Source organism: Pseudomonas sp. NBRC 111127 (genome assembly GCF_001320345.1).
Classification (GTDB): Bacteria; Pseudomonadota; Gammaproteobacteria; order Pseudomonadales; family Pseudomonadaceae; genus Aquipseudomonas; species Aquipseudomonas juntendi.
Genome location: NZ_BCBD01000126.1, coordinates 1 through 15,596, shown reverse-complemented (window position 1 = coordinate 15,596; position 15,596 = coordinate 1). Strand labels below are relative to the sequence as shown.

The following is a 15,596-nucleotide window of genomic DNA, read 5'->3' as shown; positions in this document are numbered from 1 at the left end:
CAAAAATTATTGAATAAGTAGTTGATTTACTTGATCAGGCCGGTATAATGGCCGGCCTGATACAGCGTTACAGGTCAGTAGCTCAATTGGCAGAGCGACGGTCTCCAAAACCGTAGGTTGGGGGTTCGATTCCCTCCTGACCTGCCATTTCACCTCGGTGTGATGGCTTTCTTCTTACAGGATCCTCCTCGATGACCCCCAAAACTGAAGCCCAAGAATCGCGTTTTGATCTGTTCAAGTGGCTGGCTGTAGTGGCTTTGGTGGTTGTTGGCGTAGTGGGTAACCAGTATTACTCCGCCTCCCCAATCCTGTATCGCGTTCTCGCACTTCTCGTCCTGGCTGCTGTCGCGGGCTTTGTAGCTCTGCAGACTGCGAAGGGCAAGTCGTTCTTTACGTTGGCGAAGGAAGCTCGTGCCGAGATTCGTAAAGTCGTGTGGCCGACCCGCCAGGAAACCACCCAGACCACGCTGATTGTCGTGGCTGTTGTGCTGGTTATGGCACTGCTGCTGTGGGGGCTCGACTCCCTGCTCGGCTGGGCGGTCTCCCTGATCGTTGGCTAAAGGTGTCCCGTGGCTAAGCGTTGGTATGTTGTGCATGCTTACTCGGGTTACGAGAAGCATGTAATGCGCTCCCTGATTGAGCGCGTCAAGCTGGCTGGCATGGAAGACGGTTTCGGCGAGATCTTGGTTCCGACCGAAGAAGTCGTCGAAATGCGTAACGGCCAGAAGCGCAAAAGTGAGCGCAAATTCTTCCCTGGCTATGTGCTGGTCCAGATGGAGATGAACGAAGGGACTTGGCACTTGGTCAAGGACACCCCTCGTGTGATGGGCTTTATTGGTGGCACTGCAGACAAGCCTGCGCCGATCACTGATAAAGAAGCCGAGGCTATCCTGCGTCGCGTTGCCGATGGTAGCGACAAGCCGAAGCCGAAGACGCTGTTCGAGCCAGGTGAAGTGGTTCGTGTCATTGACGGTCCGTTCGCTGACTTCAATGGTAGTGTCGAAGAGGTTAACTACGAAAAGAGCCGCCTGCAGGTTGCAGTGCTCATTTTCGGTCGCTCTACTCCGGTGGAGCTCGAGTTCAGCCAGGTCGAAAAGGTCTAGGCGGACAAAGCATCCCATACCCCGCAGCCCTGTGTGCTGCGGGGTTTTGTCGTCACTGGGATAAAACGCAAGTCATCCGGGGAGCCAGCAGGCGTTCGTACCCGATTTTGGAGTAGCTCATGGCTAAGAAGATTCAGGCTTACATCAAGCTGCAAGTTAAGGCCGGCCAGGCCAACCCAAGCCCACCCGTTGGTCCAGCACTGGGTCAACATGGTGTGAACATCATGGAATTCTGCAAGGCCTTCAACGCCCGTACCCAGGGTCAAGAAGCCGGCCTGCCGACTCCAGTGATCATCACTGTCTACAGCGACCGTAGCTTCACCTTCGAGACCAAGAGCACCCCTGCCTCGGTTCTGCTGAAGAAAGCTGCTGGCCTGACCAGTGGTTCGGCTCGCCCGAACACCGTTAAAGTCGGTACCGTTACCCGTGCTCAGCTGGAAGACATCGCGAAAGCCAAACAGGCTGACCTGACTGCCGCTGACCTGGACGCTGCTGTACGCACCATCGCTGGCTCTGCCCGCAGCATGGGCCTGAACGTGGAGGGTGTGTAATGGCTAAGCTGACCAAACGCCAAAAGGCAATCGCCGAGAAAATCGAAGCAGGCAAGGCCTACAACTTCGAAGAAGCGGCAACTCTGCTGGCCTCGCTGCCTGCTGCCAAGTTCGTCGAGTCCTACGACATCGCCGTAAACCTCGGTGTTGACCCGCGTAAATCCGACCAGGTCGTACGTAGCGCTACTGTGCTGCCGCACGGCACTGGCAAGACCGTTCGCGTTGCCGTTTTCACCCAGGGCCCAGCTGCTGAAGCTGCTCTGGCTGCAGGCGCTGACCGCGTAGGTATGGACGATCTGGCTGCCGAAATGAAAGGCGGCGACCTGAACTATGACGTCGTCATCGCATCGCCTGATGCCATGCGCGTTGTAGGTCAGCTGGGTCAGGTTCTGGGTCCTCGCGGCCTGATGCCTAACCCGAAAGTTGGTACCGTGACTCCAGACGTAGCCACTGCCGTGAAAAACGCCAAGGCTGGTCAGGTTCGCTACCGTACCGACAAGAACGGTATCATCCACACCTCCGTTGGCAAGGTCGGCTTTGAAGCTGGCAAGCTGAAGGAAAACGTTGAAGCCCTGATCGCTGACCTGAAGCGTATCAAGCCAGCTTCTTCGAAAGGTATCTACGTTAAGCGCGTTACCCTGAGCACCACCATGGGCCCAGGTCTGGTCATCGATCAGAGCTCGCTGAACGTGTAAGAACATGGTGGTGCGACATGTCGCGCCACCAGCAAAAATTGGGGTCCCTGCCTGGCGGGGGCTATCCAAGACCGTAGGCGGCGCAAGCCTTAAAAACCCAGCCCACGCAGATGGTGCTCCCGATTCGTTACCGAATCAGACACCAAAACGACATCAGGCTTCGGCCAGATGAAACGGTAAAAACCAGGAGTAAACCCGTGGCAATTAAACTCGAAGACAAGAAGGCCATCGTCGCTGAAGTCAACGAGGCTGCCAAAGTCGCTCTGTCCGCTGTCGTGGCTGATGCCCGTGGTGTGACTGTAGGCGCAATGACCGGACTCCGTAAAGAGGCCCGCGAAGCTGGCGTTTATGTACGTGTCGTACGTAACACCCTGCTCAAGCGCGCTGTTGAAGGCACCGAATTTTCGATCCTCAACGACGCGTTCAAAGGCCCGACCCTGATTGCTTTCTCCAACGAACACCCGGGCGCTGCTGCTCGTCTGTTCAAAGAGTTCGCCAAGGGTCAGGACAAGTTCGAGATCAAGGCAGCTGCGTTTGACGGCAATTTCATTGCAGCGAACCAGATCGACGTGTTGGCTACCCTGCCGACCCGCGACGAAGCTATTGCGAAACTGATGAGCGTTATTCAAGGCGCCACCAGCAAGCTGGCTCGTACTCTGGCAGCCATTCGCGACCAGAAAGAAGCTACCGCCGCCTAAGGCGTGCGAATTCTTTCAAAATCATACGTTTAATTTGATGGCTGCGTAGGCTGTCACCCCAATACAGGATTTAAGTCATGTCCCTGACTAACGAACAAATCATCGAAGCAATCGGCCAGAAAACCGTTCTGGAAGTTGTTGAGCTGATCAAAGCAATGGAAGAAACCTTCGGCGTTACCGCTGCTGTTGCCGCTGCTGGCCCAGCTGCTGCTGCTGCCGTTGTTGAAGAGCAGACCGAGTTCAACGTTGTTCTGGTTGAAGCTGGCGACAAGAAAGTGAACGTGATCAAAGCCGTTCGCGAGCTGACCGGTCTGGGCCTGAAAGAAGCCAAAGAGAAAGTCGATGGCGCTCCTCAGGTTGTAGCTGAAGGCGTTTCGAAAGAAGCCGCTGAAGACGCTAAGAAGAAGCTGGAAGAAGCAGGCGCTAAAGTCGAGCTGAAGTAATCTCGACCTTGCGATGCCAGCCTGAGCGTTGAGCAAAAGGCTGATGGCTGGTGGCTTATGCCACCGGCCTTTTTCCGTTATTGGTGGCCGGTCATGCCGGCCCCGATAACAAGCTGCAAGACACCCATGTGGGTGGCGCAAACCAAGGGGTTTGCACGATTTTCTGGCTGCTCCCGCCGGGAGAAGCCAAACAAGCAGGTGACCAAGCTGGGGAACGCTGATGGCTTACTCATACACTGAGAAAAAACGTATCCGCAAGGACTTTAGCAAGTTGCCGGACGTCATGGATGTGCCTTACCTCCTGGCCATCCAGCTGGATTCGTATCGCGAATTCCTGCAAGCGGGAGCATCCAAGGATAACTTCCGCGACGTCGGCCTGCACGCGGCCTTCAAATCGGTATTCCCGATCATCAGCTACTCCGGCAATGCTGCCCTGGAGTACGTAGGCTATCGCCTGGGCGAACCCGCCTTCGATGTGAAGGAATGTGTCCTGCGTGGTGTGACCTTCGCGGTACCACTGCGGGTCAAGGTGCGCCTGATCATCTTCGACAAGGAATCGTCGAACAAAGCGATCAAGGACATCAAAGAGCAAGAAGTCTACATGGGTGAAATCCCCCTGATGACTGAAAACGGTACCTTCGTAATCAACGGTACCGAGCGTGTGATCGTTTCCCAGCTGCACCGTTCGCCTGGTGTGTTCTTCGACCACGACCGTGGCAAGACCCACAGCTCCGGCAAGCTGCTGTACTCCGCTCGCATCATCCCTTACCGCGGCTCCTGGCTGGACTTCGAGTTCGACCCGAAGGACTGCGTGTTCGTGCGTATCGACCGTCGCCGCAAACTGCCGGCCTCGGTGCTGCTGCGTGCCCTGGGCTACAGCACTGAAGAAGTGCTGAACACCTTCTACACCACCAACGTGTTCCACATTTCCGGCGAAAAACTCAGCCTGGAACTGGTGCCACAGCGTCTGCGTGGTGAAGTTGCTGTCATGGACATCCATGACGAAACCGGCAAAGTCATCGTCGAGCAAGGCCGCCGTATTACCGCGCGCCACATCAACCAGATCGAGAAAGCCGGCGTCAAGCAGCTGGACGTTCCTATGGAATACGTCCTGGGCCGCACCACCGCCAAGGCTATCGTGCATCCGGCTACCGGTGAGATCCTCGCCGAGTGCAACACCGAGATGACCACCGAGCTGCTGATCAAGGTCGCCAAGGCGCAGGTTGTCCGTATCGAGACCCTGTACACCAACGACATCGACTGCGGTCCGTTCATCTCCGACACGCTGAAGATCGACACCACCAGCAACCAGCTGGAAGCCCTGGTCGAAATCTACCGCATGATGCGTCCAGGCGAGCCGCCGACCAAGGACGCCGCCGAGACCCTGTTCAACAACCTGTTCTTCAGCGCCGAGCGTTACGACCTGTCCGCCGTTGGCCGCATGAAGTTCAACCGTCGTATCGGTCGTACCGAGATCGAGGGTTCGGGCGTGCTGAGCAAGGAAGATATCGTCGAGGTCCTGAAGACCCTGGTCGATATCCGTAACGGCAAAGGCATTGTCGACGACATCGACCACCTGGGTAACCGTCGCGTTCGTTGCGTCGGCGAGATGGCCGAGAACCAGTTCCGCGTTGGCCTGGTGCGTGTAGAGCGCGCGGTCAAGGAACGTCTGTCGATGGCGGAAAGCGAAGGCCTGATGCCGCAAGACCTGATCAACGCCAAGCCGGTTGCGGCGGCGGTGAAAGAGTTCTTCGGTTCCAGCCAGCTGTCCCAGTTCATGGACCAGAACAACCCGCTCTCCGAGATCACCCACAAGCGCCGCGTCTCTGCACTCGGCCCTGGCGGTCTGACCCGTGAGCGTGCTGGCTTTGAAGTCCGTGACGTGCACCCGACCCACTACGGCCGTGTGTGCCCGATCGAGACCCCTGAAGGTCCGAACATCGGTCTGATCAACTCCCTGGCAGCCTATGCCCGCACCAACCAGTACGGCTTCCTGGAAAGCCCGTACCGCGTGGTGAAAGAAGGTGTGGTCAGCGACGACATCGTGTTCCTGTCGGCCATTGAAGAAGCCGATCACGTCATCGCCCAGGCTTCGGCCGCGATGAACGACAAGAAACAGCTGATCGATGAGCTGGTAGCGGTCCGTCACCTGAACGAATTCACCGTCAAGGCGCCGGAAGACGTCACCCTGATGGACGTGTCGCCGAAGCAGGTTGTTTCCGTCGCTGCCTCGCTGATCCCGTTCCTCGAGCACGACGACGCCAACCGTGCACTGATGGGTTCGAACATGCAGCGTCAGGCTGTACCGACCCTGCGTGCCGACAAGCCGCTGGTAGGTACCGGCATGGAGCGCAACGTTGCCCGTGACTCCGGTGTCTGCGTGGTTGCTCGCCGCGGTGGCGTGATCGACTCGGTCGACGCCAGCCGTATCGTCGTTCGCGTCAATGACGATGAAGTCGAGACCGGTGAAGCCGGTGTGGACATCTACAACCTGACCAAGTACACCCGTTCCAACCAGAACACCTGCATCAACCAGCGTCCGCTGGTCAGCAAGGGTGACAAGGTTCAGCGCAGCGACATCATGGCCGACGGCCCGTCCACCGACATGGGTGAGCTGGCACTGGGTCAGAACATGCGTATCGCCTTCATGGCGTGGAACGGCTTCAACTTCGAAGACTCCATCTGCCTGTCCGAACGTGTGGTGCAGGAAGACCGCTTCACCACGATCCACATTCAGGAACTGACCTGTGTGGCGCGTGATACCAAGCTTGGCCCAGAGGAAATCACTGCGGACATCCCGAACGTGGGTGAAGCCGCACTGAACAAGCTGGACGAAGCCGGTATCGTCTACGTGGGTGCGGAAGTCGGCGCGGGTGACATCTTGGTCGGCAAAGTTACGCCAAAAGGCGAAACCCAGCTGACTCCGGAAGAAAAACTGCTGCGCGCCATCTTCGGCGAAAAAGCCAGCGACGTTAAGGACACTTCCCTGCGCGTGCCAACCGGCACCAAGGGTACTGTCATCGACGTACAGGTCTTCACCCGTGATGGCGTGGAGCGCGACAGCCGCGCCCTGGCCATCGAGAAGATGCAGCTGGACGAGATCCGCAAGGACCTCAACGAAGAGTTCCGCATCGTCGAAGGCGCAACCTTCGAGCGTCTGCGTTCTGCCCTGAACGGCCAGGTGGTCGACGGTGGCGCGGGCCTGAAGAAAGGCACCGTGATCTCCGACGAAGTACTGGACGGTCTGGAGCACGGCCAGTGGTTCAAGCTGCGCATGGCTGAAGATGCACTGAACGAGCAGTTGGAAAAGGCTCAGCAGTACATCGTTGACCGTCGCCGTCTGCTGGACGACAAGTTCGAAGACAAGAAGCGCAAACTGCAGCAGGGCGATGACCTGGCGCCAGGCGTACTGAAGATCGTCAAGGTTTACCTGGCAATCCGCCGTCGCATCCAGCCGGGTGACAAGATGGCCGGCCGTCACGGTAACAAAGGTGTTGTCTCGGTTATCATGCCGGTTGAAGACATGCCGCACGACGCCAACGGTACTCCGGTCGACGTCGTACTGAACCCGCTGGGCGTACCTTCGCGTATGAACGTTGGTCAGATCCTCGAAACCCACCTGGGCCTTGCGGCCAAAGGCCTGGGCGAGAAGATCGACCGCATGCTCGAAGAGCAGCGCAAAGCCGCTGAGCTGCGTGTATTCCTGACCGAGGTCTACAACGAGATCGGTGGTCGTCAGGAAAACCTCGACGAGTTCTCCGACGCCGAGATCCTGGCCCTGGCGCACAACCTGAAGAAAGGTGTGCCTATGGCTACTCCGGTCTTCGATGGTGCCAAGGAGCGCGAGATCAAGGCCATGCTGAAACTGGCAGACCTGCCAGAAAGCGGCCAGATGGTGCTGTTCGATGGCCGTACCGGCAACAAGTTCGAGCGTCCGGTGACCGTTGGTTACATGTACATGCTCAAGCTGAACCACTTGGTGGACGACAAGATGCACGCGCGTTCCACTGGTTCCTACAGCCTGGTTACCCAGCAGCCGCTGGGTGGTAAGGCGCAGTTCGGTGGTCAGCGTTTCGGGGAGATGGAAGTGTGGGCGCTGGAAGCATACGGCGCGGCATACACCCTGCAAGAAATGCTCACAGTGAAGTCGGACGACGTGAACGGCCGTACCAAGATGTACAAGAACATCGTGGATGGCGATCACCGTATGGAGCCGGGCATGCCCGAGTCCTTCAACGTGTTGATCAAAGAGATCCGTTCCCTCGGTATCGATATCGATCTGGAAACCGAATAACACGTGACGCGAAGGGGAGTGGGGCAGGTAATGCCCGCTCCCTGCTCCGCCAGGAGGAAAGGCCTTGAAAGACCTACTGAATTTGCTGAAAAACCAGGGTCAAGTCGAAGAGTTCGACGCCATCCGCATCGGTCTGGCGTCGCCTGAAATGATCCGTTCGTGGTCGTTCGGTGAAGTTAAGAAGCCGGAAACCATCAACTACCGTACGTTCAAGCCTGAGCGTGACGGCCTGTTCTGCGCCAAGATCTTTGGCCCAGTCAAGGACTACGAGTGCCTGTGCGGCAAGTACAAGCGCCTCAAGCACCGTGGCGTAATCTGCGAGAAGTGCGGCGTTGAAGTTGCCCTGGCCAAAGTGCGTCGTGAGCGCATGGCGCACATCGAGCTGGCCTCGCCGGTCGCCCACATCTGGTTCCTGAAGTCGCTGCCGTCCCGTATCGGCCTGCTGATGGACATGACCCTGCGTGACATCGAGCGCGTGCTCTACTTCGAGAGCTACGTCGTTATCGACCCGGGCATGACCACCCTGGAAAAGGGCCAGCTGCTGAACGACGAGCAGTACTTCGAAGCGCTGGAAGAGTTCGGTGACGACTTCGACGCCCGCATGGGTGCCGAGGCTGTCCGCGAACTGCTGCACGCTATCGACCTGGAGCACGAGATCGGCCGCCTGCGCGAAGAAATTCCGCAGACCAACTCGGAAACCAAGATCAAGAAGCTGTCCAAGCGCCTGAAGCTGATGGAAGCTTTCCAGGGCTCGGGCAACCTGCCTGAGTGGATGGTGCTGACCGTTCTGCCAGTACTGCCGCCGGACCTGCGTCCGCTGGTGCCGCTGGATGGTGGCCGCTTCGCGACCTCCGACCTGAACGACCTGTATCGTCGGGTGATCAACCGTAACAACCGTCTGAAGCGCCTGCTGGATCTGTCGGCGCCGGACATCATCGTGCGCAACGAAAAGCGCATGCTGCAGGAGGCGGTCGACGCCCTGCTGGACAACGGCCGTCGCGGTCGCGCCATCACTGGCTCGAACAAGCGTCCGCTGAAGTCCCTGGCCGACATGATCAAAGGTAAGCAAGGTCGCTTCCGTCAGAACTTGCTCGGTAAGCGTGTGGACTACTCCGGCCGTTCGGTAATTACCGTAGGCCCGACCCTGCGTCTGCACCAGTGCGGTCTGCCGAAGAAGATGGCCCTCGAGCTGTTCAAGCCGTTCATTTTCGGCAAGCTGGAAATGCGTGGTCTGGCGACCACCATCAAGGCTGCCAAGAAGATGGTCGAGCGCGAGCTGCCAGAGGTATGGGACGTTCTCGCCGAGGTGATCCGCGAACACCCCGTACTGCTCAACCGTGCGCCAACCCTGCACCGTCTGGGTATCCAGGCCTTTGAACCGGTTCTGATCGAAGGTAAAGCCATCCAGCTGCACCCGCTGGTCTGCGCCGCGTACAACGCCGACTTCGACGGTGACCAGATGGCCGTTCACGTGCCGCTGACGCTGGAAGCCCAGCTCGAAGCGCGCGCGCTGATGATGTCGACCAACAACATTCTGTCGCCAGCCAACGGTGAGCCAATCATCGTTCCGTCGCAGGACGTTGTACTGGGTCTGTACTACATGACCCGTGAGGCGATCAATGCCAAGGGCGAAGGTCGCGTATTCGCCGACCTGCAGGAAGTCGACCGCGTATTCCGCGCCGGCGAAGCTGCCCTGCACGCGAAAATCAAGGTTCGTATCAACGAAACCGTGAAAGAGCGTGATGGTTCGGTGGTCAAGAACACCCGTATCGTCGACACCACCGTCGGCCGTGCGCTGCTGTTCCAGGTTGTACCGGCAGGCCTGCCGTACGATGTGGTCAACCAGCCGATGAAGAAAAAGGCGATCTCCAAGCTGATCAACCAGTGCTACCGCGTGGTTGGTCTGAAAGAGACCGTCATCTTCGCTGACCAGTTGATGTACACCGGTTTCGCCTACTCGACCATTTCCGGTGTTTCCATCGGTGTTAACGACTTCGTTATCCCGGACGAGAAAGCCCGCATCATCGGTAACGCTACCGATGAAGTGAAGGAAATCGAGAGCCAGTACGCCTCCGGCCTGGTAACCCAGGGCGAGAAGTACAACAAGGTCATCGACTTGTGGTCCAAGGCGAACGACGAAGTGTCCAAGGCGATGATGGCCAACCTCTCGAAAGAGAAGGTCATCGACCGCGAGGGCAAGGAAGTCGAGCAAGAGTCCTTCAACTCGATGTACATGATGGCTGACTCGGGTGCGCGGGGTTCCGCAGCACAGATCCGTCAGCTGGCTGGTATGCGTGGCCTGATGGCCAAGCCGGACGGCTCGATCATCGAGACGCCGATCACCGCGAACTTCCGTGAAGGTCTGAGCGTACTCCAGTACTTCATCTCGACCCACGGTGCTCGTAAGGGTCTGGCGGATACCGCCTTGAAGACTGCGAACTCGGGTTACCTGACGCGTCGTCTGGTAGACGTTGCCCAGGATCTGGTGGTTACCGAGATCGACTGCGGCACCGACCAAGGCCTGCTGATGACTCCGCACATCGAAGGCGGCGACGTTGTAGAGCCGCTGGGTGAGCGTGTACTGGGTCGTGTCATCGCCCGCGACGTGTTCAAGCCAGGCACCGAGGACGTCATCGTTCCGGCCGGTACGCTGGTCGACGAGCAGTGGGTCGAGTTCATCGAGCTGAACAGCATCGACGAAGTGATCGTGCGTTCGCCGATCAACTGTGAAACCCGCTACGGCATCTGCGCCAAGTGCTACGGTCGTGACCTGGCTCGCGGTCACCAGGTGAACATCGGTGAAGCTGTCGGCGTTATCGCTGCACAGTCGATCGGTGAGCCGGGTACCCAGCTGACCATGCGTACGTTCCACATCGGTGGTGCTGCAAGCCGTACTTCGGCTGCCGACAGCGTCCAGGTGAAGAACGGCGGTATGGTGCGTCTGCACAACCTGAAGCAGGTCGAGCGTGCCGACGGCAACCTGGTTGCCGTATCGCGTTCCGGTGAGTTGGCCATTGCCGACGAATTCGGCCGTGAGCGTGAGCGCTACAAGCTGCCTTACGGTGCAGTGATTTCGGTCAAGGAAGGTGAAAAGGTCGAAGCTGGCGCCATCGTCGCCAAGTGGGACCCGCACACCCACCCGATCGTTACCGAGCTGAAAGGTACCGTGACCTTCGTGGGCATGGAAGAAAACATCACCATCAAGCGTCAGACCGATGAACTGACCGGCTTGACCAACATTGAAGTACTGGACGTGAAGGATCGCCCTGCCGCAGGCAAGGAAATCCGTCCGGCAATCAAGATGGTCGATGCCGCTGGCAAGGATCTGTACCTGCCAGGTACCGACGTACCTGCCCAGTACTTCCTGCCGGCCAACGCCCTCGTGGGTGTGGCTGACGGTGCCCAGATCGGTGTTGGTGACGTTATTGCGCGTATCCCGCAAGAAACGTCGAAGACCCGTGACATCACCGGTGGTCTGCCGCGCGTTGCCGACCTGTTCGAAGCGCGTCGTCCGAAAGAAGCCTCGATTCTGGCTGAAGTCAGCGGCACCATCGCATTCGGTAAAGAGACCAAGGGCAAGCGTCGCCTGGTGATCACTCCGACCGACGGTAGCGATCCGTACGAAGAGCTGATTCCGAAGTGGCGCCACCTGAACGTGTTCGAAGGTGAGCAGGTAAACCGCGGTGAAGTTATCTCCGACGGCCCGAGCGATCCGCACGACATCCTGCGTCTGCTGGGTGTCAGCGCGCTGGCGAAGTACATCGTCAACGAGATCCAGGACGTTTACCGTCTGCAAGGCGTGAAGATCAACGACAAGCACATCGAGACCATCCTGCGTCAGATGCTGCGCAAGGTCGAGATCTCCGAGTCTGGCGATTCCAGCTTCATCAAGGGCGACCAGATGGAACTGACCCAGGTACTGGTAGAGAACGAGCGTCTCGCCAGCGAGGACAAGTTCATCTCCAAGTTCACCCGTGTGCTGCTGGGTATCACCAAGGCCTCGCTGTCGACCGAGTCGTTCATCTCCGCGGCTTCCTTCCAGGAAACCACCCGCGTACTGACCGAAGCGGCGGTAACCGGCAAGCGCGACTACCTGCGCGGCCTGAAGGAGAACGTGGTTGTGGGTCGTTTGATCCCAGCCGGTACTGGTCTGGCTTACCACAGCGAGCGCAAGCGTCGCCGTGATGCCGACAAACCGTTGCGTGTCAGCGCCAGTGAGGTGGAAGCCGCACTGACCGAAGCGCTGAATTCCAGCGGTAACTAAGTCCAGGGCGGGGCCCCGGCTACCCTCGAACGGGCATCGGTGACATGAAATGTTGCCGATGATCGGGCGAGGAGGGCCGGGGCCTTGTCTTGACTGGGTGCAAGATCCTCTTTAGACTTTTGTACCCTTAAATTTGGTGAGGCTCCGTCTCGCCAATTTTTGGCTTTCTTGCAAGACAATAGAGTCGCAAGACAATCAGTGGAGCTAGTAGATGGCAACTATCAACCAGCTGGTACGTCAGCCGCGTAAGCGTTCGGTCGAGAAGTCCGACGTTCCTGCGCTGCAGAACTGCCCGCAACGTCGTGGCGTGTGCACCCGTGTGTACACCACCACGCCGAAAAAACCTAACTCGGCACTGCGTAAAGTATGCCGTGTGCGTCTGACCAACGGTTTCGAGGTTTCCTCGTACATCGGTGGTGAAGGCCACAACCTGCAAGAGCACAGTGTCGTCCTGATCCGTGGCGGCCGTGTAAAAGACTTGCCAGGTGTTCGTTACCACACCGTTCGCGGCTCTCTGGATACTTCGGGCGTCAAAGGCCGTAACCAGGGTCGTTCGAAATACGGTACCAAGCGTCCGAAGTAATCGGCCGTTTGCAGACATCCATTTTTTTGAGTCGATAAGAGTAAGGTCGGGCAGGGGTCGAAGACCCGCGTCCCGGGCTAACCTGAAGACCGTTTGAGGGCTTATCATGCCAAGACGTCGTGTAGCAGCAAAACGTGAGATCCTTGACGATCCGAAGTACGGATCCCAGATCCTCGCCAAGTTCATGAACCACGTGATGGAAAGCGGCAAGAAGGCCGTAGCCGAGCGCATCGTTTACGGTGCCCTGGATACCGTCAAAGCACGCAAGAACAGCGACCCCCTGGAAATCTTCGAGAAAGCTCTCGACGCCATCGCTCCGCTGGTCGAAGTCAAGTCCCGCCGTGTAGGCGGTGCTACTTACCAGGTTCCGGTTGAAGTTCGTCCATCCCGTCGTAACGCTCTGGCAATGCGCTGGCTCGTAGACTACGCCCGCAAGCGCGGCGAGAAGTCGATGGCTCTGCGTCTGGCCGGCGAACTGCTGGATGCTGCCGAAGGCAAGGGTGCTGCAGTCAAAAAGCGTGAAGACGTGCACCGTATGGCTGAAGCCAACAAAGCGTTCTCGCACTACCGCTTCTAATTCAAGCATCAATCATTTTGCGAGGGCTTTATGGCTCGTACTACAGCAATTAACCGCTACCGTAACATCGGTATCTGTGCCCACGTTGACGCGGGCAAGACTACCACTACCGAGCGGATCCTGTTCTACACAGGTCTGAGCCACAAGATGGGCGAGGTGCATGACGGCGCCGCGACCACCGACTGGATGGTGCAGGAGCAGGAGCGCGGTATCACCATTACCTCCGCTGCCGTTACCACCTTCTGGAAAGGTTCCCGTGGTCAGTACGACAACTACCGCGTAAACGTCATCGATACCCCCGGCCACGTTGACTTCACCATTGAAGTAGAGCGTTCGCTGCGCGTACTCGACGGCGCGGTCGTTGTGTTCTGCGGTACCTCCGGCGTTGAGCCGCAGTCCGAAACCGTATGGCGTCAGGCCAACAAGTACGGCGTTCCACGTGTTGTCTACGTGAACAAGATGGACCGTGCCGGTGCCAACTTCCTGCGCGTTGTAGGTCAGATCAAGAACCGTCTGGGTCACACCCCGGTTCCGGTCCAGCTGGCCATCGGTGCAGAAGATGACTTCCAGGGTCAGGTTGACCTGATCAAGATGAAAGCCATCTACTGGAACGACGACGACAAAGGCACCACCTACCGCGAGGAAGAAATTCCTGCCGAGCTGGTGGACCTGGCCAACGAATGGCGCAGCAACATGGTCGAGGCTGCTGCCGAGGCCAACGAAGAGCTGATGAACAAGTACCTTGAAGAAGGTGACCTGTCCGTCGAAGACATCAAGGCTGGTCTGCGCGCCCGTACCCTGGCGAGCGAGATCGTTCCTGCTGTCTGCGGTTCTTCGTTCAAGAACAAGGGCGTTCCCCTGGTTCTCGATGCCGTCATTGACTACCTGCCTGCGCCAACCGAGATCCCTGCGATCAAGGGTATCCACCCTGATCTGATCGACGTGCCGAAGGATGAAGTCAAGCCAGAACAGTACGACGAGCGTCCTGCTGACGACAACGAGCCGTTCTCGGCTCTGGCGTTCAAGATCGCTACCGACCCGTTCGTGGGCACCCTGACCTTCGTCCGCGTTTACTCGGGCTTCCTGACCTCTGGTGACTCGGTCATCAACTCGGTCAAGGGCAAGAAAGAGCGCGTTGGCCGTATGGTGCAGATGCACGCCAACCAGCGTGAAGAGATCAAGGAAGTACGTGCAGGTGACATCGCTGCTCTGATCGGGATGAAGGACGTCACCACCGGTGATACCCTGTGCAACCTCGACAAGCCGATCATCCTTGAGCGTATGGACTTCCCTGAGCCGGTAATTTCGCTCTCCGTAGAGCCGAAAACCAAGGCTGACCAGGAGAAAATGGGTATCGCACTGGGCAAGCTGGCCCAGGAAGACCCGTCGTTCCGCGTCAAGACCGACGAAGAAACCGGCCAGACCATCATCTCCGGTATGGGTGAGCTGCACCTGGACATCCTCGTTGACCGCATGAAGCGCGAATTCAACGTCGAGTGCAACGTCGGCAAGCCGCAGGTTTCGTACCGCGAGAAGATCACCAAGTCCAACGTCGAGATCGAAGGCAAGTTCGTTCGTCAGTCGGGTGGTCGTGGTCAGTTCGGTCACTGCTGGATCCGTTTCTCGGAGCCAGACGTCGACGAGAAGGGCAACATCACCGAAGGTCTGGTCTTCACCAACGAAGTCGTTGGTGGTGTGATTCCGAAGGAATTCATCGCCCCGATCCAGAAGGGTATCGAAGAGCAGATGAAAAACGGCGTTGTTGCCGGCTATCCGCTGCTCGGCCTGAAGGCTACAGTGTTCGACGGTTCGTACCACGACGTCGACTCCAACGAAATGGCGTTCAAGATCGCCGCTTCGATGGCGACCAAGCAACTGGCCCAGAAGGGCGGTGGCGTGGTGCTTGAGCCGATCATGAAGGTCGAAGTTGTAACCCCGGAAGATTACCTGGGTGACGTGATGGGTGACCTGAGCCGTCGTCGTGGGATGATCCAGGGTAATGAAGACTCGGTGTCCGGCAAGGTAATCACTGCTGAGGTACCACTCGGAGAAATGTTCGGTTACGCAACCGACGTTCGTTCCATGTCTCAGGGTCGCGCAAGCTACTCCATGGAATTCTCCAAATACGCCGAAGCTCCGTCGAACATCGTCGAAGCACTCGTTAAAAAACAAGGCTAATCCCCTTTAGGCAAGAGGTTCACTGTCGTGGCTAAAGAAAAATTTGATCGTTCCCTTCCCCACGTTAACGTCGGCACCATCGGCCACGTTGACCACGGTAAGACCACTCTGACCGCAGCTCTGACTCGCGTCTGCTCCGAAGTTTTCGGTTCGGCAGTCGTTGAGTTCGACAAGATCGACTCGGCTCCGGAAGAAAAAGCGCGCGGTATT

Annotated in this window: 12 protein-coding genes and 1 tRNA gene; all 13 read left to right on the top strand. The window is 58.0% G+C overall.

The genetic code is table 11. The annotated features are described in order from the left end of the window. The first annotated feature begins 71 nt into the window (after positions 1-71). A tRNA-Trp gene (locus APH30_RS20060) sits at positions 72-147 on the top strand. A gap of 44 nt (positions 148-191) precedes the next feature. Continuing rightward, positions 192-560 (top strand): preprotein translocase subunit SecE, encoded by a 369-nt coding sequence (gene secE, locus APH30_RS20055; protein ID WP_009681243.1) that lies wholly within the window; start codon positions 192-194, stop codon positions 558-560. Between the two features lie 9 nt (positions 561-569). Continuing rightward, entirely contained in the window at positions 570-1,103 is a 534-nt protein-coding gene (gene nusG / locus APH30_RS20050; protein ID WP_003255501.1) for a transcription termination/antitermination protein NusG, read from the top strand. A gap of 119 nt (positions 1,104-1,222) precedes the next feature. After that, entirely contained in the window at positions 1,223-1,654 is a 432-nt protein-coding gene (gene rplK / locus APH30_RS20045; RefSeq protein ID WP_003255500.1) for a 50S ribosomal protein L11, read from the top strand. Then, positions 1,654-2,349: a 50S ribosomal protein L1 gene (gene rplA / locus APH30_RS20040; protein ID WP_009681244.1), complete on the top strand. Its 696-nt coding sequence runs from the start codon at positions 1,654-1,656 to the stop codon at positions 2,347-2,349. Before rplK ends, rplA begins: the two co-directional genes overlap by 1 nt. 197 nt (positions 2,350-2,546) lie before the next feature. Next, entirely contained in the window at positions 2,547-3,047 is a 501-nt protein-coding gene (gene rplJ, locus APH30_RS20035) for a 50S ribosomal protein L10 (RefSeq protein ID WP_009681245.1), read from the top strand. 77 nt (positions 3,048-3,124) lie between these two features. Beyond that, a complete protein-coding gene (gene rplL / locus APH30_RS20030) occupies positions 3,125-3,490 on the top strand; it encodes a 50S ribosomal protein L7/L12 (protein WP_003255496.1) in 366 nt (121 codons plus the stop codon). Between the two features lie 220 nt (positions 3,491-3,710). After that, a complete protein-coding gene (gene rpoB, locus APH30_RS20025) occupies positions 3,711-7,784 on the top strand; it encodes a DNA-directed RNA polymerase subunit beta (RefSeq protein ID WP_009681246.1) in 4,074 nt (1,357 codons plus the stop codon). 64 nt (positions 7,785-7,848) lie between these two features. Then, positions 7,849-12,048, top strand: coding sequence for a DNA-directed RNA polymerase subunit beta' (rpoC, locus tag APH30_RS20020; RefSeq protein WP_054913552.1), 4,200 nt, complete (start codon positions 7,849-7,851; stop codon positions 12,046-12,048). A 211-nt stretch (positions 12,049-12,259) separates the two neighbouring features. Then, positions 12,260-12,631, top strand: a complete 372-nt coding sequence (gene rpsL / locus APH30_RS20015) for a 30S ribosomal protein S12 (protein WP_003255492.1) — start codon at positions 12,260-12,262, stop codon at positions 12,629-12,631. 106 nt (positions 12,632-12,737) lie between these two features. Beyond that, positions 12,738-13,208, top strand: coding sequence for a 30S ribosomal protein S7 (gene rpsG / locus APH30_RS20010; RefSeq protein WP_003246741.1), 471 nt, complete (start codon positions 12,738-12,740; stop codon positions 13,206-13,208). A gap of 30 nt (positions 13,209-13,238) precedes the next feature. Beyond that, a complete protein-coding gene (gene fusA, locus APH30_RS20005) occupies positions 13,239-15,386 on the top strand; it encodes an elongation factor G (protein ID WP_054913551.1) in 2,148 nt (715 codons plus the stop codon). Between the two features lie 27 nt (positions 15,387-15,413). Beyond that, the coding region (locus APH30_RS28210; protein WP_256222094.1) for a GTP-binding protein at positions 15,414-15,596 on the top strand (183 nt) is incomplete at its 3' end.